This is a genomic window from Ruegeria sp. BI7 (assembly GCF_056537925.1).
This window is the reverse complement of the sequence record NZ_JBQFSK010000017.1, coordinates 1-25,707: the sequence shown is the minus strand read 5'-3', so window position 1 is coordinate 25,707 and position 25,707 is coordinate 1. Positions and strand designations below refer to the sequence as shown.

The 25,707-nt window shown below is 54.9% G+C and carries 22 protein-coding genes, 1 tRNA gene and 1 pseudogene; 18 read left to right on the top strand and 6 right to left on the bottom strand.

What is annotated here, in order from left to right; all coding sequences use genetic code 11:
• Positions 1-262: 262 nt before the first annotated feature.
• From ACR0JB_RS21525 to ACR0JB_RS21480, 10 genes are all read left to right on the top strand, one after another.
• Entirely contained in the window at positions 263-1,039 is a 777-nt protein-coding gene (locus ACR0JB_RS21525) for a DeoR/GlpR family DNA-binding transcription regulator (RefSeq protein WP_170398784.1), read from the top strand.
• Positions 1,040-1,041: 2 nt separating this feature from the next.
• Positions 1,042-2,058 carry an ABC transporter ATP-binding protein gene (locus ACR0JB_RS21520; RefSeq protein ID WP_170398781.1) on the top strand — a complete coding sequence of 339 codons (1,017 nt, stop codon included), beginning with the start codon at positions 1,042-1,044 and terminating at the stop codon, positions 2,056-2,058.
• Between the two features lie 56 nt (positions 2,059-2,114).
• A complete protein-coding gene (locus tag ACR0JB_RS21515; protein ID WP_117868156.1) occupies positions 2,115-3,371 on the top strand; it encodes an ABC transporter substrate-binding protein in 1,257 nt (418 codons plus the stop codon).
• A gap of 59 nt (positions 3,372-3,430) precedes the next feature.
• The gene (locus tag ACR0JB_RS21510) at positions 3,431-4,324 is read left to right on the top strand and encodes a carbohydrate ABC transporter permease (protein ID WP_117872581.1); all 894 of its coding nucleotides are present in this window, start codon (positions 3,431-3,433) and stop codon (positions 4,322-4,324) included.
• Positions 4,321-5,130 (top strand): carbohydrate ABC transporter permease, encoded by an 810-nt coding sequence (locus ACR0JB_RS21505; protein WP_170398778.1) that lies wholly within the window; start codon positions 4,321-4,323, stop codon positions 5,128-5,130. Before ACR0JB_RS21510 ends, ACR0JB_RS21505 begins: the two co-directional genes overlap by 4 nt.
• A gap of 2 nt (positions 5,131-5,132) precedes the next feature.
• Complete coding sequence (locus ACR0JB_RS21500; protein ID WP_170398775.1) at positions 5,133-5,927, top strand: metallophosphoesterase; 795 nt, start codon at positions 5,133-5,135, stop codon at positions 5,925-5,927.
• Between the two features lie 36 nt (positions 5,928-5,963).
• Positions 5,964-6,242 carry a hypothetical protein gene (locus tag ACR0JB_RS21495; protein ID WP_254437466.1) on the top strand — a complete coding sequence of 93 codons (279 nt, stop codon included), beginning with the start codon at positions 5,964-5,966 and terminating at the stop codon, positions 6,240-6,242.
• On the top strand, positions 6,184-6,834 hold the full coding sequence (locus tag ACR0JB_RS21490) for an IclR family transcriptional regulator (protein ID WP_437436477.1): 651 nt from the start codon (positions 6,184-6,186) through the stop codon (positions 6,832-6,834). Before ACR0JB_RS21495 ends, ACR0JB_RS21490 begins: the two co-directional genes overlap by 59 nt.
• Positions 6,835-6,844: 10 nt before the next feature.
• Entirely contained in the window at positions 6,845-7,774 is a 930-nt protein-coding gene (locus ACR0JB_RS21485) for an SMP-30/gluconolactonase/LRE family protein (RefSeq protein ID WP_170398768.1), read from the top strand.
• 344 nt (positions 7,775-8,118) lie between these two features.
• Complete coding sequence (locus ACR0JB_RS21480; protein ID WP_170507437.1) at positions 8,119-9,831, top strand: adenylate/guanylate cyclase domain-containing protein; 1,713 nt, start codon at positions 8,119-8,121, stop codon at positions 9,829-9,831.
• Positions 9,832-10,067: 236 nt separating this feature from the next.
• Here the strand turns inward: ACR0JB_RS21480 and ACR0JB_RS21475 are convergent, their stop codons facing one another.
• Positions 10,068-10,934, bottom strand: a complete 867-nt coding sequence (locus tag ACR0JB_RS21475; RefSeq protein ID WP_170507434.1) for a LysR family transcriptional regulator — start codon at positions 10,932-10,934, stop codon at positions 10,068-10,070.
• A gap of 95 nt (positions 10,935-11,029) precedes the next feature.
• Between ACR0JB_RS21475 and ACR0JB_RS21470 the strand changes: the two genes are divergently transcribed.
• Complete coding sequence (locus ACR0JB_RS21470; protein ID WP_170507431.1) at positions 11,030-12,337, top strand: serine hydroxymethyltransferase; 1,308 nt, start codon at positions 11,030-11,032, stop codon at positions 12,335-12,337.
• Positions 12,338-13,077: 740 nt separating this feature from the next.
• On the opposite strand, the gene ACR0JB_RS21465 is transcribed toward ACR0JB_RS21470, so the two are convergent.
• The gene (locus ACR0JB_RS21465; protein WP_170398757.1) at positions 13,078-13,560 is read right to left on the bottom strand and encodes a hypothetical protein; all 483 of its coding nucleotides are present in this window, start codon (positions 13,558-13,560) and stop codon (positions 13,078-13,080) included.
• 312 nt (positions 13,561-13,872) lie between these two features.
• Here ACR0JB_RS21465 and ACR0JB_RS21460 point away from each other — a divergent pair.
• Positions 13,873-13,957, top strand: a tRNA-Leu gene (locus ACR0JB_RS21460).
• A 136-nt stretch (positions 13,958-14,093) separates the two neighbouring features.
• Here ACR0JB_RS21460 and ACR0JB_RS21455 read toward each other — a convergent pair.
• Together ACR0JB_RS21455 and ACR0JB_RS21450 are read right to left on the bottom strand one after the other, a co-directional pair.
• Positions 14,094-14,612: a hypothetical protein gene (locus ACR0JB_RS21455; protein WP_170362579.1), complete on the bottom strand. Its 519-nt coding sequence runs from the start codon at positions 14,610-14,612 to the stop codon at positions 14,094-14,096.
• The gene (locus tag ACR0JB_RS21450; protein ID WP_480790291.1) at positions 14,584-15,351 is read right to left on the bottom strand and encodes a helix-turn-helix domain-containing protein; all 768 of its coding nucleotides are present in this window, start codon (positions 15,349-15,351) and stop codon (positions 14,584-14,586) included. Before ACR0JB_RS21450 ends, ACR0JB_RS21455 begins: the two co-directional genes overlap by 29 nt.
• 604 nt (positions 15,352-15,955) lie before the next feature.
• Here ACR0JB_RS21450 and ACR0JB_RS21445 point away from each other — a divergent pair.
• The 5 genes from ACR0JB_RS21445 to ACR0JB_RS21425 all read left to right on the top strand — a co-directional run bounded on the left by ACR0JB_RS21445 (position 15,956) and on the right by ACR0JB_RS21425 (position 24,266).
• On the top strand, positions 15,956-18,109 hold the full coding sequence (locus ACR0JB_RS21445) for a hypothetical protein (protein ID WP_480790290.1): 2,154 nt from the start codon (positions 15,956-15,958) through the stop codon (positions 18,107-18,109).
• A 125-nt stretch (positions 18,110-18,234) separates the two neighbouring features.
• Positions 18,235-20,187: a type I secretion protein gene (locus ACR0JB_RS21440; RefSeq protein ID WP_480790289.1), complete on the top strand. Its 1,953-nt coding sequence runs from the start codon at positions 18,235-18,237 to the stop codon at positions 20,185-20,187.
• A gap of 166 nt (positions 20,188-20,353) precedes the next feature.
• Entirely contained in the window at positions 20,354-22,459 is a 2,106-nt protein-coding gene (locus ACR0JB_RS21435) for a type I secretion system permease/ATPase (RefSeq protein ID WP_437436476.1), read from the top strand.
• Between the two features lie 12 nt (positions 22,460-22,471).
• Entirely contained in the window at positions 22,472-23,824 is a 1,353-nt protein-coding gene (locus ACR0JB_RS21430) for an HlyD family type I secretion periplasmic adaptor subunit (protein WP_170351284.1), read from the top strand.
• 67 nt (positions 23,825-23,891) lie between these two features.
• Complete coding sequence (locus ACR0JB_RS21425) at positions 23,892-24,266, top strand: rhodanese-like domain-containing protein (protein WP_170379222.1); 375 nt, start codon at positions 23,892-23,894, stop codon at positions 24,264-24,266.
• A gap of 4 nt (positions 24,267-24,270) precedes the next feature.
• Here ACR0JB_RS21425 and ACR0JB_RS21420 read toward each other — a convergent pair whose 3' ends face one another.
• Positions 24,271-25,071: an alpha/beta fold hydrolase gene (locus ACR0JB_RS21420; protein WP_480790288.1), complete on the bottom strand. Its 801-nt coding sequence runs from the start codon at positions 25,069-25,071 to the stop codon at positions 24,271-24,273.
• Between the two features lie 49 nt (positions 25,072-25,120).
• Here ACR0JB_RS21420 and ACR0JB_RS21415 point away from each other — a divergent pair, with 49 nt between their 5' ends.
• A complete protein-coding gene (locus ACR0JB_RS21415) occupies positions 25,121-25,495 on the top strand; it encodes a hypothetical protein (RefSeq protein ID WP_170362584.1) in 375 nt (124 codons plus the stop codon).
• A gap of 57 nt (positions 25,496-25,552) precedes the next feature.
• Here the strand turns inward: ACR0JB_RS21415 and glyA are convergent.
• Positions 25,553-25,707: pseudogene (gene glyA / locus ACR0JB_RS21410) on the bottom strand (serine hydroxymethyltransferase); the annotation flags it as partial.

Here is a 25,707-nt window from a genome sequence, read left to right as displayed (position 1 = left end):
AAATGTCCTTTTTTGATGGGCGCCCCCGACAGGATTGACGCAATTCGGAATGTAACATCAACAAAACAAAATGGAAGAAAAAACAACATTCTTAGCAAGTCGCCACTAGCGAGTTTTGAAGCTTTGCGCGCAAAGCCTTGAAAAATATAATTTTTCGACACTTGCGATCAAGTCACCCTTGAACGTTATATGTGGCTTTGATTGAAAAATGTTGTTTTGTTGTTTTTTGGTGATATGGTTCTGGCAACTTGAAGGGGGATAAATGGCGTCAAAGAAGATCAGACGGAGGGATTTAATCCAGCAGGTCGTGCAAGAGCGTGGCGGTGTCAGTGTGGGGGCCTTAGCGGAAATGCTAGGGGTCTCGACGCAAACCATCCGCCGTGATCTGGACATTTTGTGCGACGGTGAAAACCTGCGACGCGCGCACGGGCGGATCGAGCTGGCTGAAAGCCGTTTGAATACCCCGTTTGATCAGAGAGCCGGAACGAACTTACGTGGCAAACGGTCGGTTTCCGAACTTGTTGCGAGCATGATCCCCAATGGGGCGAACGTGTTCCTTTCAATTGGGTCGACTCCGCTCGAAGTTGCTAAGGCACTGTCCGGCCACCAGGAGTTAACGGTCATTACGAACAACCTGAGTGCCGCGATGGCGCTGAGTAATGAAATCTCAAACCGTATCCTTTTGCCAGGAGGCGAGCTGCGCCTGCCCGATCGTGATTTTATCGGCGAAGAAGCAACCGATTTCTTTGACAGGTTTCGTGCCGAGTTCGCAATATTTGGCGTTGCCGGTGTGGCGCATGATGGTGGGTTGTTAGAATTTCATCCAGCTGAGGTTAGGGTGAGAATGAAAATGCAACAGCACGCAGCCAAATCGATCCTCGTAATAGACAGCAGTAAATTTGGTCGCATTGCGCCAGCATTGGGCGGCAACATCTCGGATGTCGACGTTGTCGTGTGCGACCGTCCTCCGGGCCCTGAATTTTCCGATCTCGCAGACAGTTTGGGCGAAGCCATTACTTACTCACAAGGAGAGCGCTGAATATGGCAGAACCGTTTGTTCACGTCGACAATATTGCTAAGCGCTGGAATGGGCAGCTTGGCGTCGAGAATATTAATCTTTCGATCCCGCGTGGTTCGTTCGTAGCGCTGCTTGGCCCGTCGGGCTGCGGCAAGTCAACGACGCTGAGATTGCTGTCGGGACTAGAATTGCCGGATGAGGGGCGGATCGTCATTGACGGGCGTGACATCACTACTTCTGCCCCTGCAGAACGCAATCTGTCGATGGTGTTCCAGTCTTATGCATTGTTCCCGCATCTGAGTGTCGCGGAAAACGTTGTTTTTGGCCTCAAGGTGCGAAAAGTCGTCGCGGCGGAACGGCGCGAGAAACTGACCCGGGCGCTCGAGATCACTGGCTTGCTGGGCTATGAGCAGCGTAAGCCGGGGGAATTGTCGGGTGGTCAGCGCCAGCGTGTGGCGCTTGCACGTGCGATCGTGGCAAACCAGCCGCTGTGCCTGATGGATGAGCCGCTTTCGAACCTTGATGCCAAGCTGCGCGCCTCTGTGCGCAAGGACATCAAAAAACTTCAGGTCGATTTGGGCATCACCGTAGTTTACGTCACGCATGACCAAACCGAAGCGATGAGCATGGCCGACATGGTCGTACTGATGAAAGACGGCCATATCCAGCAGACAGGGTCCCCGGAAGAGCTTTACTACAAGCCTGCTAACACTTTTGTCGCCGAGTTTGTCGGTGCCCCGCCAATGGCGCTGATCAAGTCAGAAGGCGTGCCGGGATTTGAGCGCGCAACGACAATTGGCCTTCGCGCCGAAGCGGTGAAGGTGGTGGAATCGGGCAAGGGCAGGCTGACTTGTAAAGTATCGGAATGCGAATTCCTGGGTTCCGAAACATTCATTGGCCTGTCACATCCTGCTGCCAATGGTCTGACCGTATCCATGCCCGGACTGAAACATATTCCGGCAGGAGAAGATCTGGAGATCAGCTTTGCCGATGAAGACCTGCATTTCTTTGACGACATGGGCAAGCGACTGGCCGGGTAGGTCGAGCAACTGAACTTTGGAAAGACAAGAATAACTGTCATCACTGGGAGGAAAAAATGAACGTCATTAAGAAGATAAGTTTGGCTGCCGTCTCGGCCACCGCGCTGACATCGGCGGCGGCGGCTGAGACGGAACTAACAATGTATTATCCTATCGCGGTTGGCGGCGCGCTGACCGAAGTAGTGGATGGCATCGTTGCCGATTTTGAAGCCGCCAACCCTGACATCAAGGTCAACGCGATCTATTCAGGCAACTATGACGACACGCGCGTTCGTGCCTTGTCCGCACTTGCATCGGGTGAACCGGCTCAGCTGGCGGTGATGTTCTCAATCGATGCCTATGATCTGATCGAGCAGGATCTGATCGTGGCCTACGAAGATATCGACGGGGTTAACCCGGACTGGCTAGAGAGCTTTTATCCTGCATTGATGGCTAATGGCCGGATCGAGGGTAAAACTTGGGGCATTCCGTTCCAGCGTTCAACTATCGTTGCCTATTACAACAAGGACCAGTTTCGTGCGGCAGGTCTTGACCCTGAGGCACCGCCCAAGACCTGGGACGAGCTGATTAGCATGGGCAAGGCACTGACCAACGACGACACCTATGGCCTGATGATCCCATCGACAGGCTATCCCTATTGGATGTTCCAGGCGTTGGCGATCCAGAACGGCAAGGAGGTGATGTCCGATGACGGCCTGACCACCTATTTCGATGACGAAACCGTTGTCGATACGTTGGAATTCTGGCAGTCGCTGTCGCAGGAGCATGGCATCATGCCCACTGGCACCGTTGAATGGGGTACACTGAGGCAGGCGTTCCTCGAAGGTCAGACCTCGATGATGTGGCATTCGACCGGCAACCTTACGGCTGTGAAGAACAACGCCAGTTTTGACTTTGGCGTCGCCGAGCTTCCGGCCAATGTGCGGCTGGGTTCGCCTACCGGCGGCGGCAACTTCTATGTTTTCAAAGAGACATCGGACGAAGAGCGCGCTGCGGCCATGAAGCTGATCGAATTCATGACCTCGCCCGAGCAAGCGGCAGCGTGGTCCATCGCGACCGGCTATATGGGCGTGTCTCCGGCAGCGTATGAAACCGATGCGCTGAAATCCTACACAGAAGAGTTCCCACCCGCTCTCGTTGCCCGGAACCAGCTGGAAAACGCGGTTGCTGAGTTCTCGACCTTTGAAACCGCACGCGTGCGTGAGGGTCTGAACAACGCAATTCAGGCGGCTTTGACCGGCACAAAATCGGCTGAAGACGCGCTAGGGGAAGCCCAGACAGCGGCTGTGCGCCTGCTGCGTGATTACCAGTAACCTCAACTCCCTGGCGTCGGGCAGAGATGCCCGACGCACCCAACCTTGAGGGTCGCTATATGGCAGAGCATGTGAATATCGAGCGTCGTCGACAGGCCATCTACGGTTGGATCCTGTTGTCACCAGCGGCAATTCTACTGACGACCTTTGCGTTTTATCCTTCGCTTGCGACCTTGTGGTCGAGCTTGTTCAGCCGAGAAACCAGAAGACGCCCCAGCGAATTTGTCGGCGGCGAGAACTATGCCGACCTGTTCGCCGACCCAACCTTTTGGAAAGTTGTCGTGAACAACTTGATCTATGCGGGCGCGACCATCCCTATTTCTATTGCAATTGCGCTTTCGATGGCGCTTTGGGCGAACTCCAAGATCCCGGCTCGCGGGTTTGTACGCACCGCCTATTTCACGCCCACGGTCCTGCCAATGATCGCAGCGGCAAACCTTTGGCTGTTTTTTTATACTCCCGGGTTGGGTGTGCTCGACCAGATCGGCGGTCTGTTTGGCCTTCCCTCAATCAACTGGCTGGGACAGCCTGAAACTGCGCTGTGGGCTGTAATCATCGTGACGATCTGGAAAGAGGCTGGGTTTTTCATGATCTTCTATCTGGCGGCCTTGCAGACGATCCCTGAGGACCTCAAGGAAGCTGCCGACATTGAAGGCGCCAGCCGCTGGACCTATACGCGCCGGATCGTGCTGCCGTTGTTGATGCCGACGACGCTGTTTATCATGGTCAATGCGTTGATCAATTCTGTGAAATTGATCGATCATTTGTTCATCCTGACCAAGGGCGGGCCAAACGACGCCTCCAAGCTTATCCTTTATTACATCTGGGAAATGGCCTTTGCCTTCTTTGATGCGCCCCACGCAGCGGCAATGACCATTCTGGTGCTTGTCGTGCTTGGCGTGGTTGCCGGCGTCAAGTTCACCATTCTCGACAAGCGGACCCACTACCAATGAGCGGATTTTCCAGGCATATCGAATCCTTTGGCGCACTGTTGTTGGCCGTGATCTGGATTTCCCCGCTGGTCTTTGCCTTTTGGGCGGCTTTCCACAGCACCTCTGACGCGGTCAACTTTAACATCACGTCGTCATGGACGCTCGACAATTTTCGCACCGCTTGGGAGGGGGCGCCGTGGCTACGCTATTTCCTCAACACCTTCCTTTTAGTGACGGTGATCCTTATTGGTCAGTTCTTCGTCACGACGCTGGCAGGATTTGCCTTTGCCCAGGTCCAGTTTCCGGGTCGGGATTTCGTGTTCATCCTCGTGCTGATGCAACTTTTCATCCTGCCCGAAGTGTTGATCGTGGAAAACTATGCAATGGTTTCACGCCTCGGATTGTTTGACACGATTCTTGGCGTCGGAATGCCCTATATGGCCTCTGCCTTTGGCATTTTCCTGATGCGGCAGGCGTTTAAGGGCGTTCCTATAGAACTGCATGAGGCAGCGCGCGTCGAAGGCTGCGGCTGGTTCGGAATTCTTTGGCGAGTCTACGTGCCCTTGGCGCGCCCGACATATCTTGCTTATGCGTTGGTGTCGGTATCGACCCACTGGAACAACTTCCTCTGGCCGCTCATCGTAACCAACTCGCCCGACACACGACCGCTGACGGTTGGCCTGTCGATCTTTGGCGCACCGGAAAATGGTGTGGATATAAGCGTCATTTCGGCGGCAACGATGATGTCCGTTGCGCCCTTGTTGGTCGCATTCCTCGTGTTCCAGCGTCAATTCGTTCAGGCCTTCCTGCGCGCGGGGATCAAATAGTCATGGCGACATTTCTTCATCTAAGTGACTTGCACGCGGTATCGCGCGGCGATTTGTGTTCAGGCGTGCTTGATACCCGCGCGATCCTGATTGGGGTCATCGACCGATTGATCGAAAAAGGCGAAGCTCTTGGCCCGCTCGACGCGGTTCTAATCACTGGTGACGTTAGCGAAGATGGCAGCCCGGACAGTTACGATTTCGCGCGCGCGCAACTGGAGCGGTTTGACCTGCCGATTTATGTTGTTCCTGGAAATCATGATGCGCGCAAGCCAATGCAAAAGGCCTTTTCAGGTTTGGACATCATGCCGGCAGACGGGCTTATCGATTGGGCGGACACGGTGGGCGATACCCGTGTTATCGGGCTTGATACGCTGGTTGAAGGACAGGGTGGTGGCAGGCTGCGCGTGGAAAGTCTTGATCTTTTGGAGCGGGAGCTTTCTGGCTCTGACGGGCCGGTTGTCGTTATGTTACATCATCCGCCATTTAACACCGGGATTGATTTCATGGATGTTATCGGATTGGAGAACCATTCCGATCTGGAAGAAATTCTTGCAGTGCACTCTGGGGACATCACGGTGTTGGCTGGGCATGTCCACGGCGTTCACATTGGTCGCGTTGGCGGTCACGTTGCCATGACAGCGCCGGGCCTTTGCAGCGGTTTTTCACTGGACCGGCGTGCGGTGGCTCCTGCTGGTTTTTTTTCTGGTCCTACGGGCTGTGCAGTTCTCGAAACCGGAAAGAGCGGTATATGGAGCGTTGTTTCGCTAGACGCTGCCGAGGGACCGTATTCATTCTGAAGTGGCCGGATTGGCCCGGAAACAAAAGACCCGGTGATGATGGATAGCTCACCCATAATTATTGTTTTGAATTTGGCTGCTGCTGCGGCACTTCTGATCTGGGCTGTTCGCCTTGTGCGCACCGGTTTTGAGAGAGCCTTTGGAAGCCAGTTGCGGCTTTGGTTGCGTCGGTCGACGGGAAACCGGTTGGCCGCGACGGGAACCGGAACGCTGACCGCGATCCTGCTGCAAAGTTCCACCGCCGTCGCAATGCTGCTTGCCGGATTCATGGCCGCGGGTTCGGTTGGCAGCACCGCCGGAAATCAGTCTTGCTGAACTCTCTCGTCGCACTGAATTCTATAAGAGCACAATTCTTCGCCTGGTCGCTTCATTGGAGCGATTCGGGTATCTCGTTCGCGGAGAGACGGGGAGATACCGCCTCGGGCCAGCCACCTGGAGGTTGGGATCGTGTTACCGGCAAAGCTTTGATCTTGCCGAAGTTCTGCGACCAGAACTGAAGACACTTTGCGAAGCTACCAATGAAACCGCTTCCTTCTACATCCGCGAAGGCAACAGCCGAATTTGTCTATACCGGGTTGAGCCCGAAAGAGCGATCCGGCACTCGATAGTTGAGGGTAAGAGTATGCCATTGGACCGCGGTGCCAGTGGTAGAGTCCTGTTGGCGTTCTCCGACGGCGTGGGTGAGCCGCATTCCGACGTCAAAGAGAAAGGTTACGCTGTCTCGCGTGGTGAGCGGGACCCGGAAGTCGCAGCTGTGTCGGTCCCGCTCATTGCGAAATCAGGCCGTCTCGTCGGTGCTTTGTCCGTATCTGGACTGATCACTCGATTTGGCGAGGAGCGTCACGAAGCGTTGGTCTCTGCACTGAAGGAAAGTAAACAGCGCCTTTCGGAAAAAATTTCAACTTAAAGGAATAGTCATGTCGCTCTATCCACCACCAAAAATCATTGAAGCAAAAGTATGGACCAGTTTGCCGGATGAGTTCCGCATCAAAGACAACTCGCCAGAGTGGGCCTCCGCCAACAAGCCCGGCCGGCAGATTGACAGCTTTTTGGAAGGCCCAAGTTTTGACCGTGAGGGCAATCTCTGGGTTACAGATATCCCTTATGGCCGCATCTTTAGGATAGCACCAAACGGTGAATGGACACTCGTGACCCAATATGACGGTTGGCCAAACGGGCTCAAAATCCACAAAGATGGCCGCGTCTTTCTGGCTGATTACAAGAACGGGATCATGTGTCTCAATCCCGAAACAGGCCAAGTTGAGCCTGTCATCTGGCACCGGCATTCCGAACATTTCCGAGGCTGCAATGATCTGGTATTCGATACTCAGGGGCGCCTTTACTTTACCGACCAAGGCCAAAGTGGAATGCATATGCCCAATGGTCGTGTATTCCGGTATGACTTTGAGGCCGAGCGCCTCGATCTATTAATTGATACCGGGCAAAGCCCCAACGGCTTGGTCCTGAATGAGCACGAGGATGTTCTATACGTGGCTATGACACGCGGTAACAGCGTGTGGCGCTTGCCGTTGATGTCTGACGGTGGAGTTTCGAAAGTTGGCGTCTTCTTGCAACTTTCTGGGGGGCTTTCCGGGCCGGACGGCATGGCTTTGGATCAGGCAGGTGGCCTTTGGGTAGCACATGCTGGAAACGGGTGTGTCTGGGGGTTTTCAGAAACCGGCGAACCTCAATATCGCCTGAAAAGCTCCACCGGAATGACCACCACCAATCTGGCTTTTGGCGGAGATGGTAATTCGGAACTCTTCATTGCGGAATCCGACACCGGCAATATTCTAAGGGTTCGCGTTGGAACTCCGGGTAGGTTGATGCACTCTCACACAGAATAAGTACAATTGTGGCAACGTCTTTCTGTCTGATCTGGAATACAACAACTGGCAGACATGGCTTGAAGTCCGTTAAAAGTTTAGTTTGCGGGCGTTCGGCCCTGACGGCGAAATTCGGCTTCGTCCGTTTGTTTGGGATTTGCAAAGTCTAGTTGTGAATGTCCGGTTTGGGCTGCCTGCGGTTCTTGATTCCGAACAGGCGAAGGGCAGAAAAGTCCCGCGCAGCAGACGTTGAATGAATTCTCCCGGACGTCTGCAGCGAGCCCGAAGGTGACCTTGAAAGGTGATCTTGTTGGGCTGACAGAACCTGAGTGTCACGTTAAGTTCCCTGAAACGGGAGGCAACGAATGGACAGACGTCTTACCACAGTGCTTGCGGCGGACATTGTCGGCTACTCAGCACTGATGGATCATGACCGTGAAGGTACGATTAGTGCGCTCAGATCATTCCGTGAAAATACGCTCCAATTGCTGCTAAAAGCCCATGGCGGGACAATGATCAAAAGTTTGGGCGATGGTTGGATCGCCGAGTTTAAGTCCACATCAGATGCTGCAGATTGCGCCATTGCAATACAGTCAGCGCAGAAACCAGACAATATCAAGCTTCGAATTGGCATCCATACCGGCGAGGTTGTCACCGAAGGTGATGACATTTTTGGTGATGGAATAAATGTCGCTGCTCGTCTCGAAGCTATGGCCGAGCCGGATCAGGTTTTGATATCGGACACGTCTCACAACAGTCTTGACCGAGGCGACGCTTCCAAATTCGAAGGCGGCGAGCAGACAGAACTCAAAAACATCACGCGCCGCATTGGCGTTTGGTGCTGGCCCAAGGGCACTTCAGCCAATCTGTCACCAATGACAGATATCAGACCTGGGATTGCAGTGCTTCCATTCGACAATATGTCTGGTGATCCCGAACAGGAGTTCTTTGCAGACGGCATTACCGAAGACATCATCACAGAGTTGTCTCGTTTCCGATGGCTGATGGTTGTGGCCCGAAATTCATCTTTTACATTCAAAGGTAAAAGCACGGATATCCGCGAAGTAGGTCGCATACTGGGAGTGCGCTATGTTCTCGAGGGTTCAGTCAGACGAGCAGGTCAACGCGTCCGCATTACAGGACAGTTGATTGATGCGGAAGACGGCAGTCATCTCTGGGCAGATCGCTTCGACGGCGTGCTTGATGATATTTTCGACCTTCAAGACAAAGTCACACTGGAGGTTGTAACGGCGATAGAGCCATCTCTAAGGCACGCCGAAACCAACCGTGCGCGTGCGAAACCTACGGATAATTTGGAAGCTTATGAACTTTACCTTCGAGCGCAATCGCATTTCCATCTTTTGACAGATGAAGACAACCGAGAGGCCATACGTTTAACGACCCTCGCATTGGGTCGTGACCCAGACTATGCGTCCGCATCAGGTTTGTTGGCTTGGTTGCATATTCAACGAATGGTTCAAGGGCTTGAGCCTATTGGCGAAGGGCCGAAAGAGGCCGTAAAGGCAGCCGAGCGGGTACTGCTGAGTGATCGTGCAGACGGGATCGCGCTGGCGTATGCTGCGCATTCAATCTCAATGCTGGCGCGGGACTTGCCACGCGCGCGGGTTGCTTTCAAACAAGCTCTCGAGCAAAACCCAAACGCAGCAACAGTTCACATGCTGGCATCCATCAACCTTTTTCTTCTTAATCGGCCAGAGGAGGCACTAAGTCACGCGATTCAGTCTGTCGACCTGAGCCCGCACGATCCGTTGCGCCATGCTGCTTACATTGCTCAGGCAAGCGCACTCTTTCATCTTGGGCGCTACGAGGAATCGGTTAAGGCTTGCCGAGATGCCTTATCTGTGCGTTCAAGCTTTGTAATGAGTCATCTCATGCTGATTGCTGCTCTAGGACACCTCACCGATGGTGATGCGGCTCGCGAAGCGGTTGCAGATCTTCAGGCGTTGCGCCCAGGGCTGACAGTAACCTCGGCACAGACTCAATTACCAATATTTACTGTTCCATCTTGTGCAAACAATTGGCGTGAAGGTTGGTTAAAAGCAGGGTTACCTAAATAGGTGACTAGTAAAGTTGGTGAACATAGATTGACGCCACTCCACCCGAAGTTAGCGAAACCTCAGAAATGTGAAACCAAGAAAACTGAATCCCCACAGTAAAGGCTTTTGACCTTTTGCAACATTCAAAATCCTTACTGTCCCGCGCACCAGACATTCACTGAATTCTGCCGAACGTCTGCACCGAGCCCAAACCTACGATATGCTGCACCACGCTCGAATGGGGGCCTTGGGAACTTCTAGTAAAGCAGCGAAACGACTTGATCAGTTTCGGGTCTTCGCCTCGAATCTTCGGGCAGTCGAGCGCACAAATGACGCCCCGTATGGCAGGTACGCTCGCTGGTACGTTTCAGCGAACCGTTCGCGAGCGCTTCTTCGATCAGGCACAGATGCCCGATCAAGACGCCGGCACCGGCTTTGGCCTCTTCCACGGCAAGGCTGTAGAGGGAAAACTTCGGACCGTGTATCGGATCGCTTGTGGGTGTGGATGTCGCCTTTGACCAAACGGCCCAGTCATCTGCCCATGTCTGGTCGTGCAGAAGCGTCGTTGTCTCGAAGTCTACGACCCGTTCAAGAAGCGCGGGCGCGCACACCGGTACAATCTCATCGGCACAAATTGGGACCTGATCGGGGGATCCATCGGGCACATCAAAGAAAATCGCCAAATCGAACAGTTCTCTCGACAGGCTCGGCGGGGTTTCCATGGCGGTGACCGAGAAGTTGATCATGGGCAATTGCGCTCTGACCTTGCTCAGTCTTTTCGGCAACCAAAGCTGAGCGACGGAAGGAAGGGCTGCGATGTGAAAATCCACGTCCGGACCAAGGTTGCGCAAGGCGCGCGTTGCATCCGCCAACGCGTCAAAGGCAGATGTGAACCTTGAGACCAGCGATGCTCCGGCCTTCGTCAACTCCACCCCTTGGGCGTTACGGCGAAAGAGTGACATGCCTGCCCAATCTTCCAACGTCTTGATATGCTGAGAGATCGCGCCGGGAGTGACGCAAAGCTCATCCGCAGCCGCAACAAAACTCACATGTCGCGCAGCAGCTTCAAATGCCCGCATGGCGTTCAGCGGTGGGCCCTTCGGACGTTTGGGGACGACGCTCATTTCCTAGCCTTAGATTTTCTACGCCCAGAAATAGCAAATCTGCTTTGCGCTGTCACGCTCAAGGCGCCAGATTGGTGCAAACAGGAGGATGGAGTATGACACTTGCACAACGAAACTGGGTTCCCATAACGAGTGAAACTCTGGTTCAGGACATTGCCAACAAGGCTGCGTCCACGTCCTCGGCCGATCTTCTGGCCCGGGTTCAGACACTCGCTGAGCGGAACCGTGTGATCCACGAGGAAGAATGCTTCAACCTCAATCCGGCGACCAATGTTATGAACCCCAAGGCAGAGGCGCTCTTGTCGTCAGGTATCGGATCGCGTCCGTCCTTGGGCTATCCCGGTGACAAGTATGAAATGGGATTGGAGGCGATCGAAGAAATTGAGGTTATCACCGCCCAGCTTTGCGCAGAGGTGTTCGATGCCAGTTTCGCAGAGGTCCGCGTGCCCTCTGGCGCGATTGCCAACCTGTATGGCTTCATGGCGACCTGCAAACCGGGTGACACGATTATCGCTCCGCCCGCGTCGATTGGCGGGCATGTGACGCACCATATCGCGGGCTGTGCGGGGCTTTATGGCCTGCGCACGGTCGAGGCTCCAGTAAACAAGGATGGCTACACGGTCGATCTGGATCAGCTTCGCGCATTGGCCCTGGCCGAACGACCCAAGCTGATCACCATCGGCGGCAGTCTGAACCTGTTTGAGCACCCTGTGGCCGACATTCGTACCATCGCGGACGAAGTCGGCGCTAAGGTCATGTTCGACGCTGCCCACCAATGCGGGATCATAGCCGGGCGGGCGTGGTCGAACCCGTTGAAGGAAGGCGCGCATTTCATGACGATGAGCACCTACAAAAGCCTTGGGGGACCGGCCGGGGGACTGATCGTCACCAACGATGCCGAGATCGCAAAGGCGCTGGATGCCATCGCGTTCCCCGGGATGACTGCCAACTTCGATGCTGCGAAGACGGCCGCTTTAGCAGTGACCATGCTGGATTGGAGGGACTTTGGGGAAGCCTATGCCAGGGGGATGATCGCAATGTCGCAAGCATTGGCGACCGCATTGGACACAGAGGGCGTTCCGGTCTTTGCTGGGGCCGAAGGCTTTACGAACTCCCACCAGTTCGCCGTATTGGCCGAACCCTTTGGAGGCGGTCAGTCGGCGTCGAAAAAGCTGCGCCCGAATGGAATCCTTGCTTGCGGCATCGGACTGCCTTTGGCCGTGGTTGACGGCGATATGAACGGATTGCGCATTGGCACGCCAGAACTGGTCCGTTGGGGCATGACGACGGCCGATGCAGGTCAACTTGCCGCGCTAATTAAACGCGGTCTCAACGGAGAAAGTGTTGGAGAAGAGGTGGCGTCCTGGAGGCGAAACTTCAACACTCTCTGCTTTGTTCACTGAGACAGAAAGCGGACATTTGTGCATTCTTGGCGAACGACGGCTTTGTCCGCTTAGCGGTCACTAAAGCATGCATAAGCGAATGATCAGGTTGCTGCCTTCAATGTTCAAACTGCTGATGCTGGTTCGCTGCCAGATTGATCGCAAAGCTCGTATCATACGAACGAATGGTTTTTGAGGGCGTAGTTGTGCTCGAGGTCAAAATTGGCCTCTACTTGGTGAATGGTCACGGTAAGTACACTGCAAATGCAGGCGAGGCAATTTCGCCACTGGGGGTACCATTAGGGGTATCACGCGGTTTGTGCATAAATTTTTTACTTTAGAAGTATACACTTACCATATTTTATGCATTCCGTGTGGGGCACCATGAAGCTCATGAAATTGCTTAAATATCAACGCGTTAAAGCGCATTCTCTGGCTTCGAAGGTGACACAAGAGGTGACGTTATGCCTCCAGTCATCGCTGAACTTGGAGCGATCATGATCTTAGCAAAGCACGTAACCCAGAAGAAAGAGGGTGGTGTTAACCAAGTCCTAAACGATCACGGTCGTGAGAACGAGGTGAACCTCTTTTTGGATGTCTGCGTGCAACAGCTGCCATCGACTATTTAATCCGAAATGATCGACCATCGCCGTCCAAGCCAATTTCCAGCAGCTTCTGGCACGGGCCGCCAAAATATTCAGAACAGTTTCTTTATTGTTGCACCCAGTGACGTTTCGATAGGGGCAGGCGCTACGGGCGGTTCAGCTCAACTCGATGGTATTGCCGAAAAAATAGATGCTGGAAGGTTTCGTTATACTTTGTATGAACTCCACCCAATCTTCTCCGTAAACCTGCTCGAAAGATTCCGGGTAGGCCCAGACTGCATTGTGGTAGGTAAATGTGGTCAGCAAAACACCTAGCGTGCAGGCGCTGGCAAATTCCTTTTGCTTACCTTTGAAAAGCATCGAAACAAACAGACCAGCCATGCTTGCAAGACCAATTCCGACAATGTCTTGCGCGCCGGGTTGCCCACTTCCGGGCACGTTAACCAGCTGAGACTGAAAATAGCGTGTCAGAAAAACTGCAAAGGCACCTAGGAAAAAGGCTCCGATGAAAGAACCTGGGTATGCCAATCGTACCCAGATGCTGTCTGTTCTGCCAGGAGTGGCTTTGCTGGCGGCAACTTCGGCGCGCTGATTGATGCTTGAAACGCGGTCCTGAAAGGACTTTTGTTCTTTCTGCATAATAATACTCAGGGACCTTGATGAATCATCTCAATCAAACACCCCTCGGAGTAGCGAAGCTGTAATGAGCGTGCAACCCAGGCGCGTGTGATCCTGTTCTGAGTAGAGCTTGCGCATCATTTTGGGAAATCACATGAGGTTGCGTAGCAAGCGTGTGGGTCGGCAACAAGCTGCGTGCTTCTTGACCCACGCAAGCATTTGCAGCCGGGATGTTTGCCGGTTCTCTTGGCGGCAAGCAACTTGCGGCTTTTCAATCACTTTGGTTGGCAGTATGAGTTTCGGAGGTCACCCGCTTTACAGCTTTGGTGGCGCGCGGATGTGGCGAAACTGGTAAACGCAAGGGACTTAAAATCCCTCGCCCTAGGGCTTGCGGGTTCGATCCCCGCCATCCGCACCAATTTTTACTGAAATGAGATGGTGCCAGATTGCCTTTGCCCGAGATTACAGCCGGCTTGGCAGGCAATGCGGCGACTGTTCAGTAAGATGGATGGAAGCTGAAGCGGGCTTTTGAGTACGGTTCTATTGATGTGTGATCAGACCGGGAAACCAAGTTGGTTGATCAGGCGCCAGATATCACGGTTTGCATTCGACAATTGCGCTACGATGCTTTCGATTTCCTGAATGGCCTTTTCATCAACCGTGTCTTCACGCCCCAGCTTAATATCGGTCTTTCGGTCCGCAATGCGCATCAGGATGGTCTTGGGGTTCCCGCTGTCAGCATCAAAGGAATAGATGCAATGGTTATACCTGTTCCGAATGGACGACAGTTTGGCCAGCCGTTGCGTGTGGGCCAGGATCGGATCGCGAATTTCGGCAGGGCGGCCTTCCATCTTGGCAAGACGTTCAACCAGATCGATCCGGGCGCGCGTCGTGTTGAGCGTCAAGAAGATGATAACGGCGACGTCCTTGTTGGTGCCGCTCAGCCCGGCAATCAGGTGGATCAACAGGCTTTCTGTGTTGGTCCACATGTAGTTCAGTTTGCCGACCAGCAAGATTAAGCGGTCAAAGCGGGTTTCCAGCGTCTCAGTCAATGGTTTGTCCGTGCGCTTCATCGGACGCCACTTCGAAATAGAACTGTGCTGCCGCGGTCCGGTTGCTTACACCGATCTTGCCGACAACATTGTGCATGTGCAGCTTTACCGTGTGCTCAGTGATGCCGAGGTTCGACGCGATGATCTTGTTGCTTTGCCCTTTCGAGACAAGGTGCAGAACCTGTTTTTCCCGCCGCGTCAGCCGGGAATAGATCGGATTAGGTTTCTTTGGATTTTGCTCTGGCTTTGCGGGTGTTTCACGCAGCAAGCGGGGTTTGTTCTGATTTTGCAGATTTGACACGCAATCAGCCATAAAGCACGGCAGATACAATTCCTCATGCATCAGCAGGCGCAGAATGGACCGCCACACATCCGGTGCAACATTCATGGGAAGATAGCCGACATCCCCGAACTGCCCCCGATCCCAGTTTTCGAACAGAAAACGGGCCGAGTCCTCTTTGCGGTACGCAAAGGCCAAACAACCTGATCCGGTTGCTTCGGTATAGACCTGCGGGCGGGCCAGCAAATCGTCTAACATAATCTGATCGACAACAACAACTTTGCCAGCCGCGGCAACCGGGGCGCCGGAAGTTTTCAAGTCGGCGATGTCGTCATACCGATGAGCGGCCACACCGAATTCGGATTGAACGCTTCGCAGTGTCTGGTTGGAAAAGAAGAGTTCCTTGCCGATGAAATTAATCGAGAAATCTTCGGTACTAACATCAAGTTGGGCAATATTATCCTGTAACGGATTGCTCATTATTTCCCCCTATAAACCCACGCCACAAAATCGGTGACGAAATCGTAAACAACAATCGGAACACAAATTAACGGCAAATTAGCCGACAGTCCTGACCGACTATACCTGAAAGTCTAATTTTCTTCAATAATTCGTATCGCCCTGCCAATTGGGACTAGAACTATTGATTAAGTTCGCCATGGCCGTTCTCGTAAAAGTAGAGAAAAATTATGGATTTAACCGAGTGGTCGAATTTCCGCCGCATTTTCGTGTATTTGCGCGTTAATTTTGGGTTAATTTTTAAAATTTTAAATTAAATCAGCATCTTGCCATATCTAATGCTTTAGGGCAGCTATTCAGGCAGCCTTCCCGCTGCAACCATGTCCCTGCTTCAATTTGAGAAGCTTGGTTCCTGACGTGTCCGCGATTCGTGAATTTGCACGAATCTTGATTATCGCGGACAGCGCATCGGCTTAGCCGGGAAAGGAAGGTGGTGAACGAATCAACCAAATGAAACCGCTTCATGCGCGTATTGCGCCTGAATGCTCAAATTTTTGTTTCAACTGCGCCAGTAGCCGTTTTGTAGATGAATGACGGTCGGGCGCTTAAAAAGTGGAATTTTGAAATGAGACGCAACCATCAACAACCCGTCAATGATATTACAGCCATCGGCGAAGTAGAAGTCGATGAAGCATATGTTCATGTCGAAGCAGACGTGACCGTTGAAGAAGCAGAAATTGACGCGAACAATAATGAGCAAAGTCAGGGTCAGGACCAAGGCCAGGACCAGGATCAGGGTCAGGATCAAGACCAGGGGCAGGATCAGGGTCAGGAACAGGGTCAGGAACAGACTGCAGACGCGGACCAGCAACAAGGTCAGGACCAAGGTCAGGATCAGGACCAAACTCAAACCAACGGTGACAACACCAACGATAACTCCAACTCTGTAAACATCGACTTTGGTGAGGAAGGTCTCCGCCCCAATGACGATGATCTGGTTGATGTCGATGTGTATGAAGGTGGCTCGGTCGAGGACATCATCACGGTCGGAAACGACTTTAACTACGATCCGGGCGACGACATGAACCTGGATATTTCGTTGGACGGTCAAGGCAACGACATGCTGGCCATCAACAACCAGTTGGCCGAACTGAATGACGATGACCACCTGGGCGCGGCACGTGTGTCGAATGACGGTGGTACCTTCGAACAGCACGGTGATGCCCATGGTGGCGAAGCCAACGCTGCTGAAGGTATTGCATCGCACGCAGACGGCGGTGACTCCGGTGACGGTGGATCAACTGACGGCGGCAATGCAATGTCGTACACCAAAGGCGCATCTGCCTATGCCGGTGGTGGCGATGCGGGTGATGCTGACGCCGACGCAGATGCCGGAAACGGCGGCGACTCGGGTGATGCAACGACCTTGGGTCTGAACGTTGGTAAAGGCTACGCAAGCGCTGACGGTTCCGGTGACGGTGGCGACAGCGGCGATGCAAGTGCCGACTCGAGCGCCGACAATCAAGGTGACTCGGACGCGTCGGATGCGGACAGTGACGGTGGTGACGGTGGTAATGCCGGATCGATCGGTCTGGGTCTGGGTGTTGGTCTTTCAGGCGCTGGCAATGACGGCGACTCAACCGGCGGTGACAATGACTCCGATGCTGACGCTGACCAAGACAGCGATGCAGACGTCGATTCCTCGACTGGAGACGCAGACGGCGGCGACAGCGGTGCTGGCAACTTGGGTCTGGGCCTTGCAGGTAGTCTTGCGGGCAGCCTTGCCGGTAGCGACGCCAGCGGCGACGGTGGCAACAGTGACGGTGGCAATGCCAATGGCGGCGACGGTAGCAATAACGACGCAACTGGCGGCGCGGGTACCGGTGGTGCCGGTGGTGCTGGCAGCCCTGACGACGACTTCGAAGCTCCGTCAAATGGTGGCGGTGCCGGTGGACCTGGAACTGGCGGCAACGCGTTGAACGAGAACATCACCGGTGGCGGAACTGGCGGTAATGGAGCCGGTGGTTCAGGTGACGGTGGTGACGCGGATGCGGACGCAGATGCGACTGCGGATGCTCAAGGTGTCGGTAACCAGGATGCGGATTCCGCGGGCGGTGCCGGTGGGTCCAACAATTCCGATGGTTCGGCAGATGCTAGCGGATCCGCTGACGCGATGGCCGACGGTGTCGGTGGCGGCGGCGGAGCACTGGATCTGGATGCAAATTCGGATGCCAGCGGTTCTGGGTCTGTAGACGCTGACAACGACGCCGGTGATGGCGCAGCTTCCAGCCTTTGGGCGGTTGCGGACACTGACGGATCCGCTGACGCGATGGCTGACGCAATCTCTGGCTATGGCGGCGCAGGCAGCTCCGACAACGATGCAACGGCTACCGGATACGGTACATCGGACGGTACGTCCACGTCGGGCATCGGTGGCGGCGGCGGTGCTGCACAAGCCATGGGTGGCCAAGGCGGTAACTCGCACGGCTTCGTCGATATTGGTGACACCAAAGGTGGCATGCAGCAAGGCGGCGACGCATCGGGTGCGAACTCGGGCGCAGGTGGTGCCGGTGGCAACGCTGGTGACTGGGGCTCGGGCAACGGTGGCGATGGCATCGTCAACGGTGAGTCGCACGCATCGGCCGCAGCGGTCGTCGATACTTCGGCGTTCAACCAGTCGATCGTCATGGGTGCCAACGTTCTTGGTAACTCGGTCGATACGACCATGGTTGGCGGCAACATGTCGTCCAGCTACTCCAGCGACGACACCGACGTTTAATCGGAAGCAGAGCTCGCTTTGGCGGGCTCTGACCTCTTAAAAACTGCCGGGGGCGCATTATGCGGCCTCGGCCCAACTTAACCTAAACCGGAAATTTCAGGCCGGGGCGGGGAAAGGAAACTAAAATGGCACTCGACAGTATTACGGAACAAATTGCACATTTTGTTGGCACTTTTGAACTTACGACCGAACAGGCCCGTTGGCGTGATTTTTATGAAGAATTTACTGCTCTGCGTAAGAAAGCAGAACTTGAGGGTCTCGAAGATCCGGCCCGCATCAATGTCAAAGCCAATCTGAAAATGGATCCGGGCGATTACGGCCCGGTGCCTTACAAGTTTGGACCCGCACAAGATGATGTCCCCCCACCAACGGAAAATTCTGGTCTGATTGATGGTGCTGATGGGGCACCCGGCCCTGCGATCGGCCCGGATGCCATCTTGCCCGAAGATGCGCCGGGATTCAGCTCGTTTGTGCAGATGAACATCATTCTGGAGCCCGAATACATCACCGAGTTGATTGGATCAGCGGTCACCTACACGGTGCAGAAAATCCATCTGATCGACAACGATGTCGTGGGCGAAGGTGACTTCCGCGATGTCGAGGCCCTGATGGCGCAAGCCGACGCGCTGCAAAGCGCGGCACTGTCCTTGCATGCCATATCGACCCCATCGATCCACATCCAGGACTATCAGTCCGGTGAGGCTGTCGAACAACTCATCGAACAAATGCAATCGCCCATTAATCTTGAGATTGAAGGCGTAACGGTACATCAGTTCCACGGCGAGGATGCCTCGGGCATTATCGTGAATGGCGAGTATGTCGATGAAATTCCGGACTTTTTGGAGCTGCTGCCGGAACATCACAAGGAAGATTTGGAGGACGAAGACGCCGAGGACGAGTTGGCCGAGGCATTGCCTGCCGAATGGGATCAATCCGAAGACCCCGAATTTGAAGACGGTCATTCGGTGGTCGCGGGTAGTAACTATGCCGTCAACGAGGTCGCGGTATCGGTTGGCTGGGTCGATGCGCCCAACATCGTGGTCGGTGGGCAGGCGATCAATCTGACGGCTGTCAGCCAGGTCGCCGTCGTCTCTGATGTCGACCAAGGTGCGCCGGGTGCGCAAAGCGACACGCATGTTGTCCAGTCTTCAAACATCGCGACCGAAGCCAACGAGGCATCATGGGTGGAACACAATGTCTCGGATAATCCCGATCAGGACCCGATTGTCATGATCGACTGGATTTCCGGTGATCTGCTGGTGACCAATTTCATTGAGCAGCTTATCGACGCCACGGATATTGACCACATCAATACGGAAATCTCAGCTTCGTCCACAGCCTATACGCTGGGCGATAATGATATGGCTAATGTGACCAACATCATTCAGCTGGGCAGCTACTATGATGTGATCATTATTGGCGGCGATATGGTCTCGATCGACGTTGTGAACCAGACCATCGTTTTGTTGGACAATGATGTGATTCACGGCGCAAGCCCGACGGATGCCGAAGACAATCTTGTAATGAACCAGGTATCGTTGACGACCGAAGGGGAAGACACCCACGAAGAGTTAAGCGACAATCTGGCCAGCACGGTATCTTTGCAAGAGGTGGATACCGATGCACTGGAAGACGCGTTGTTGAACGATCCGATGTTTGCCGGAACAGAAGTGGTGCGGGTTCTCAAGATCGAAGGTGACCTGCTGCAGATCAACGTCATTGATCAGGTCACCATGTTGCAGGATGACGACGATGTTTACGTCGAAAACTCAAGCGGAGAAGGGGTTTCCGCGCTGGGTGCGGGCAACGCGCTCTTGAATTCGGCCAACGTGACCAAAATGGGAATCGACTCTGTCGTGATGGCGCAAGAGGGCGAATACTCGGATGTGATGTTGCATCAGGCCAGCCTTATCGACAGCCCAGAAGAGGAAAATGCCGAGCTTGTCAACGAAGCAATCGCGATGTTGTTGGAGGATGTAGACGGGCCGGGCAATTCGGAAAACGCCCCAGGCCAGAGCAATCTGACGTCCTCAGAAGCGGCTGCCATCGACGACGGCCTGCAATCTATGCTAGCGTAGTAACCCTGTTTGTTACGAGTGTTTTGAAAGTTTTAACATGTCGATTGTTTTTCCGTCGCGCCCGAGACGATACGCCAGTCCGTTGGATCGTAACGCTGGTGCCGTTTCCAAGCCGCCAAGTGCGAGCAAATCAGATTTGAAACGGAAAAAAGTTCTCGGATTGCGCTTGAGCGAAGATTTACGCGTTAGTAATCCGCCAGACGGTGAACGGGAGGCAGTCGCCAAAAGCGATGCGAGCGCCGGCAAAACCGTGAAAGCTGATCCTGAACATCACGAAGTGAAAGAGGAACCGCACCTGCGCGCCGGACCTTCCCCCCGGCGCAAGCAGCCGCAGCCTGCCGAAGACAATGACCAACAGGGCAGCGGTGATGGGGTGGCCGATGTCGAGGGCCCCGATCCTGAACCCGTCAATAAAACGAGCGACCGTACACCCCCCGCGTCGCGCTCGAGTGGCGGTGATCGCATGGGCACCACTATCGAGGCCAAAGCGAACGAGCCAATGCTGCGCAGTAATTCTGGCGGCGGCGATGGCAAGGGGCCACCCCAAACATTTCACAAGCGAACGCCGCCTGAAGATTTTCAGGCGACGTTGCGCACTTCGTTACGCGCGATCTATCGCAATCTGGCTTTTGTGCTGGTTCTGACCTGTGCAACGAATGTTCTGATTTTGGCGATCCCGATCTATCTGTTCCAGATCAGTGACCGCGTCCTGACTAGCCGGTCGTTGGACACGCTGATCATGTTGACCGCCATTGTCGCCGGGGCAGTGATTTTCCAATCCGCCTTCGATGCGGTGCGGCGGTTCATGCTGATGCGCACCGCGGTTGAGGTGGCAGCCCGTCTGGGTGCCCCGGTTCTCAGCGCTGCGGCGCATGCGTCGCTGCATGGCTCTGGGCGGGAATACCAAACACTGGGTGATTTGCAGCAAGTGCGCAGCTTTTTGGTCTCGGGGACACTGATTTCCTTCCTGGACGTGCCCTTTGCACCATTGTTCATCCTGATGATCTTTTTGGTTCACCCGCAGCTTGGGATGATCGTTATCGTTACGGCGGTTTTGCTGATGACAATTGCATTCATCAACCAGCGTATGACGGCCAAACCCTTTGCCGAAGCCAACAAGGCGCAGTCCATGGCCAACATGCATCTGGATTCGATGTCGCGAAATAGTCAGATCATCAACGCTCTGGCAATGATCCCCGAGGCCGTGCGCATCTGGGGACGCGACACCGCACAATCCCTGACTTGGCAGGTCCGCGCGCAGGACCGGAATGTGATTTTCGCGGCCATTTCGCGGGCGGTGCGTTTGCTGACGCAGATCGGCATTCTGGGTTGGGGCGCGTTTCTGGCTTTGCAGGGTGAGATCACCGGCGGCATGGTCATTGCGGCCTCAATTATCGCGGGCCGCGCTTTCGCGCCGATCGAGGGTTCGATCGAAGGCTGGAACGGCTTCCTTCTGACACGCGGAGCCTATGGCCGGATCAATCAATTGCTATCCAACTCGGCCCTGCAATTCGAAAAGCTGCGCTTGCCGCGCCCCGAGGGTCGGCTGGACGTGGAACGCCTTCTCTATGTGCCTGGCGGCACCAAGCGTGTTGTGCTGAACGGGATCAGTTTCTCGCTGAACCCGGGTGAAACTCTGGCCATCATCGGCAACTCGGGTGCGGGTAAGACCACGCTGGGCAAAACGCTGGTTGGGTCAATCCTGCCTACATCCGGCAGTGTTCGGCTGGACCTGATGGATATCCGCAACTGGGATCCGCGTCAGTTTGGCGAAAGCATCGGCTATCTTCCGCAGGACGTGCAATTGTTCCCCGGTACGATCAAAGACAATATCGGCCGGATGCGGGACGATGCGACCGACGAACAAATCCACGACGCCGCCGTTCTGGCCGATGTACACAACATGATTGCCACGTTGCCGCAAGGCTATGAAACTGTGGTGGCTGCGGATGGGTCACCCTTGTCGGGTGGTCAGAAACAGCGCATCGCACTGGCGCGGGCTTTCTTTGGCAATCCGCGCATGGTGGTTCTGGACGAGCCGAACTCGAACCTGGACGTTGCTGGTGACAGGGCCCTTGCCCGGGCCATCGAACAGGCACGGGAAAGCAAGATTACCGTCGTAGTGATCACGCAGAAACCAACGCTGCTGAACGTGGTCGACAAGATCATGCTGCTGACGGATGGCCGTGTGGCGCTGTTTGGTCATCGCGAACAGGTTCTGCAACAACTGAACGGGCCGCGTAATAATCAGCCCGGCATTCAAAACAAATAAGGGGGGTGCGACATGAATGAACTGGTACCCGTGAACAACGATCCTAATGATCCGACCGTCTGGTACGCCGAAGTTCCACGCTCGATCAATCGTCTGGTTGTAATTGGGCTTACCATGCTGGTTGTTTGCTTTGGCGGTTTTGGCGTCTGGTCGTTCAGTGCACCGCTGGCCGCTGCTGTGATTGCACAAGGTAGTTTTGTCGCGACAGGTCGCAACAAGATCGTGCAGCACCTTGAAGGCGGTATCATCGAGGAAATCCAGGTTGTTGAAGGTCAGGCCATCAAAGCCGGGCAAGTGATGATGACGCTGGATCAGACCTCGGCCGAAGCCAATGAGCGTGAATTGTTCATCCGTAAAATCCGCCTGCAGGCCATGTCAGATCGTCTGAATGCCGAGTACAATGAACTGCAGCGGCTGGAGTTCTCGCCTGACCTTATTGCCAATTCAGAAGATACAGAAGTTCTGTCCATTCTCGATGGGCAAAAGATCACTTTTGATCTGTCCCGCAAGACGCTGTTGAACGACATCGCTCTGCTCGAACGCAACATGGAAGCTCTGAGAATTCGCTCCAGCGGGTTCAATGCACAGTTGGACAGCATGGTGCGGCGCTCAGAAATCCTGCAGGAAGAACTCGAAACCAAGCAGGCGCTGTTCGAAAAAGGCCTGGTGCGCAAAGGTGAGCTGAACACGATCCGTCGGGTTCAGGCCGAAGCGGAAGGGCAACAAGCACGGCTGCAGGCCGAAGCGGCTGAGATCAGCCAGATGCTGTTGAAATACGAAGAGCAGATTACCCGCACCCGTGCTGCCTATCGTGAGGCCGCGCTGGATGAGTTGGGCGTGATCGAAGCCGATCTGGAAAGTGTCCGTGAAAAAGCTCGCCAGGCCCGCAGCGTTCTGGACCGCGCCGTTGTGCGGGCTCCGGTATCCGGCACAGTGGTGCGACTGCACTATCATACGCCGGGTGGTGTGATCGAAACCGGTGAACCCATTGCCGAGATTCTACCCGCAGACGCTCCGCTGATCATCGAAGCACAGATTCCGCGCACCGAGATCGACAGTGTCGTGACAGGGCAGGACGCCACCGTGCGTCTGGTCGCCCTGAATCAGAGGACAACACCGGTGCTGCAAGGGCAGGTGTTCTATCTGTCTGCGGACTCGGTGATCGAGGATTCAACCGGAGCCCCGCAAGAGGTCTATCTGGCCCGCATTTCACTGGAACCAGAAGAGATTGAACGCGTGCGCGGCTTTATCCCAACACCAGGTATGCCCGCCGAGATCATGATCCAGACCGAAGAGCGGACCTTTGCGGCCTATATCGCGAAACCTGTGACGGACAGCATGTCGCGCGCATTCCGCGAACAATAACAGGGGCGGTCTACACCTTCCATTTTTCGCATGTTAGCCTTCGGTGATATTTACCGGAGGATTACTGATGCCATTGACAGTAAAAGCCATGATGGAGGCCGCAAATGCGGTCGTCGAACGTGTAGACACCGATTTTGCCCAACAGGTCATGGAACAGGGCGGGTTGCTTCTGGATGTGCGCGATGCCGTCGAATTGCAGCAGACGGGCCGGGCCAATGGCGCTCATCACATTCCGCGCAGCATGTTGGAATTTCGCGCCGATGAAAGCTTGCAATCTCACGACCCCGAGCTTCGGAAAGACCGCCCTATCGTTCTTTATTGCGCCGCTGGTGGCCGCGCTGCTTTGGCCGGTAAGCTGCTGAAAGACATGGGATATGAGCAGGTCTACAATCTTGGCGGATTGCCCGATTGGATTAATGGTGGGGGTGAGGTGTCGTCCTAAAGGATCAGGCGTTCAGAAACGCCCTTACGGCGGCTTCGAATTCGCGCGGTTTTTCGGCGTGCAGCCAGTGGCCTGCACCGGGGATTTTGGCAAACCTGGCGGCCGGGAATAGCGTGCGGATCAGGTCACGGTGTTCAGGCAGGACATAGTCAGAATCGCCGCCCGAAAGAAACAGGGTCGGACCATCCCAGGTTGCGTCCAGCTGCGGAAAACCCATGATTTTGGGCATCTCGGCGGCCAGAACATCCAGGTTCAGTAGCCAGCGTTGCCCCTGAACATCCAGCGACTGCGTGAAAAAGCTTTGAAGCGCTTTTTCTACACCCAGTTCGGCCAACTGCTCTGACGCGTCCGAGCGCCGCTCGACTTTTGACAGGTCAACGGCGCGCATCGCCTCGATGAACTGGATCTGGCTATGAGAATAGGTGACTGGCGCGATGTCGGCGACCACCAGTTTGCGCAGCAGTTCGCCGTGTTGCAGCGCCAGCATCATCGCCGCCTTGCCGCCCATCGAATGGCCCACCACGTCGGCTTTGCCGCCAAAATGCGTGATCACTTCGGCCAGATCATTGGCAAGGTCGCCATAGCTGTGCTGCTCGGTCCACATGCTGTACGCGTGGTTGCGCATATCGACGGCCACAACCTGCCGCTCATCAGCCAGCCGTCTGGCAATTACGCCCCAGTTCCGGGCCGAGCCGTACAGCCCATGCGCAATCAGCAAAGGGGGGTTCGCGGTCGGTTCACCATGTATGATCGTGTTCAGCATGAAGTCGTGATACCCGCCGTGAATAGAAACGACCAGCCCCATTGTCGCCTTCGCAAGAGGCGGCTAGATTGGCGGGCTTGGAGGCCTCGTCATGTCGGAAAAAACAGATATCCAAACCCAGATCGCGCAGACGGTTCAGTTGCTGCGCAAAAAGCTGGGAGTGCGGGACAAGACGCTGACGGCTTCGATCCGCAAGGCCAAGCGACAACTGCCCCGGCGGATTTACAAACAGGCCTTGCTGTTGGCCAGTGCTGAGCCGATGGCGGCACATCCAAAGCTGCGGCTGGTTCTGGATACCCCGAAACTTGCTCGTGCGTCAGAAGAGGTTCAGGCGCATCTCAGCGGTATCAATCGCGCCGACCGACGGCTGGGCTGGTTCCTGGGGATGCTGGGGGGACTGGCGTTCAACCTGATCGCTTTAACGATTCTGTTGCTTGTCTTCTTGTGGTGGCAGGGTTTTATCTGATTCGTATGAAAAACGGCGCCTCAAAGGCGCCGTTCAAGTCTTTGATTTTCGACCTGATTACAGGTTCGGATAGAGAGGGAAGCGCGCGCAGAGGTCCGCGACCTCGGCCTTGACCTTGGCTTCGACGGCGCTGTTGCCGTCTTCGCCATTGGCGGCCAGCCCGTCGACCACTTCGATGATCCAGTCGGCGATCTGGCGGAATTCGACCTCGC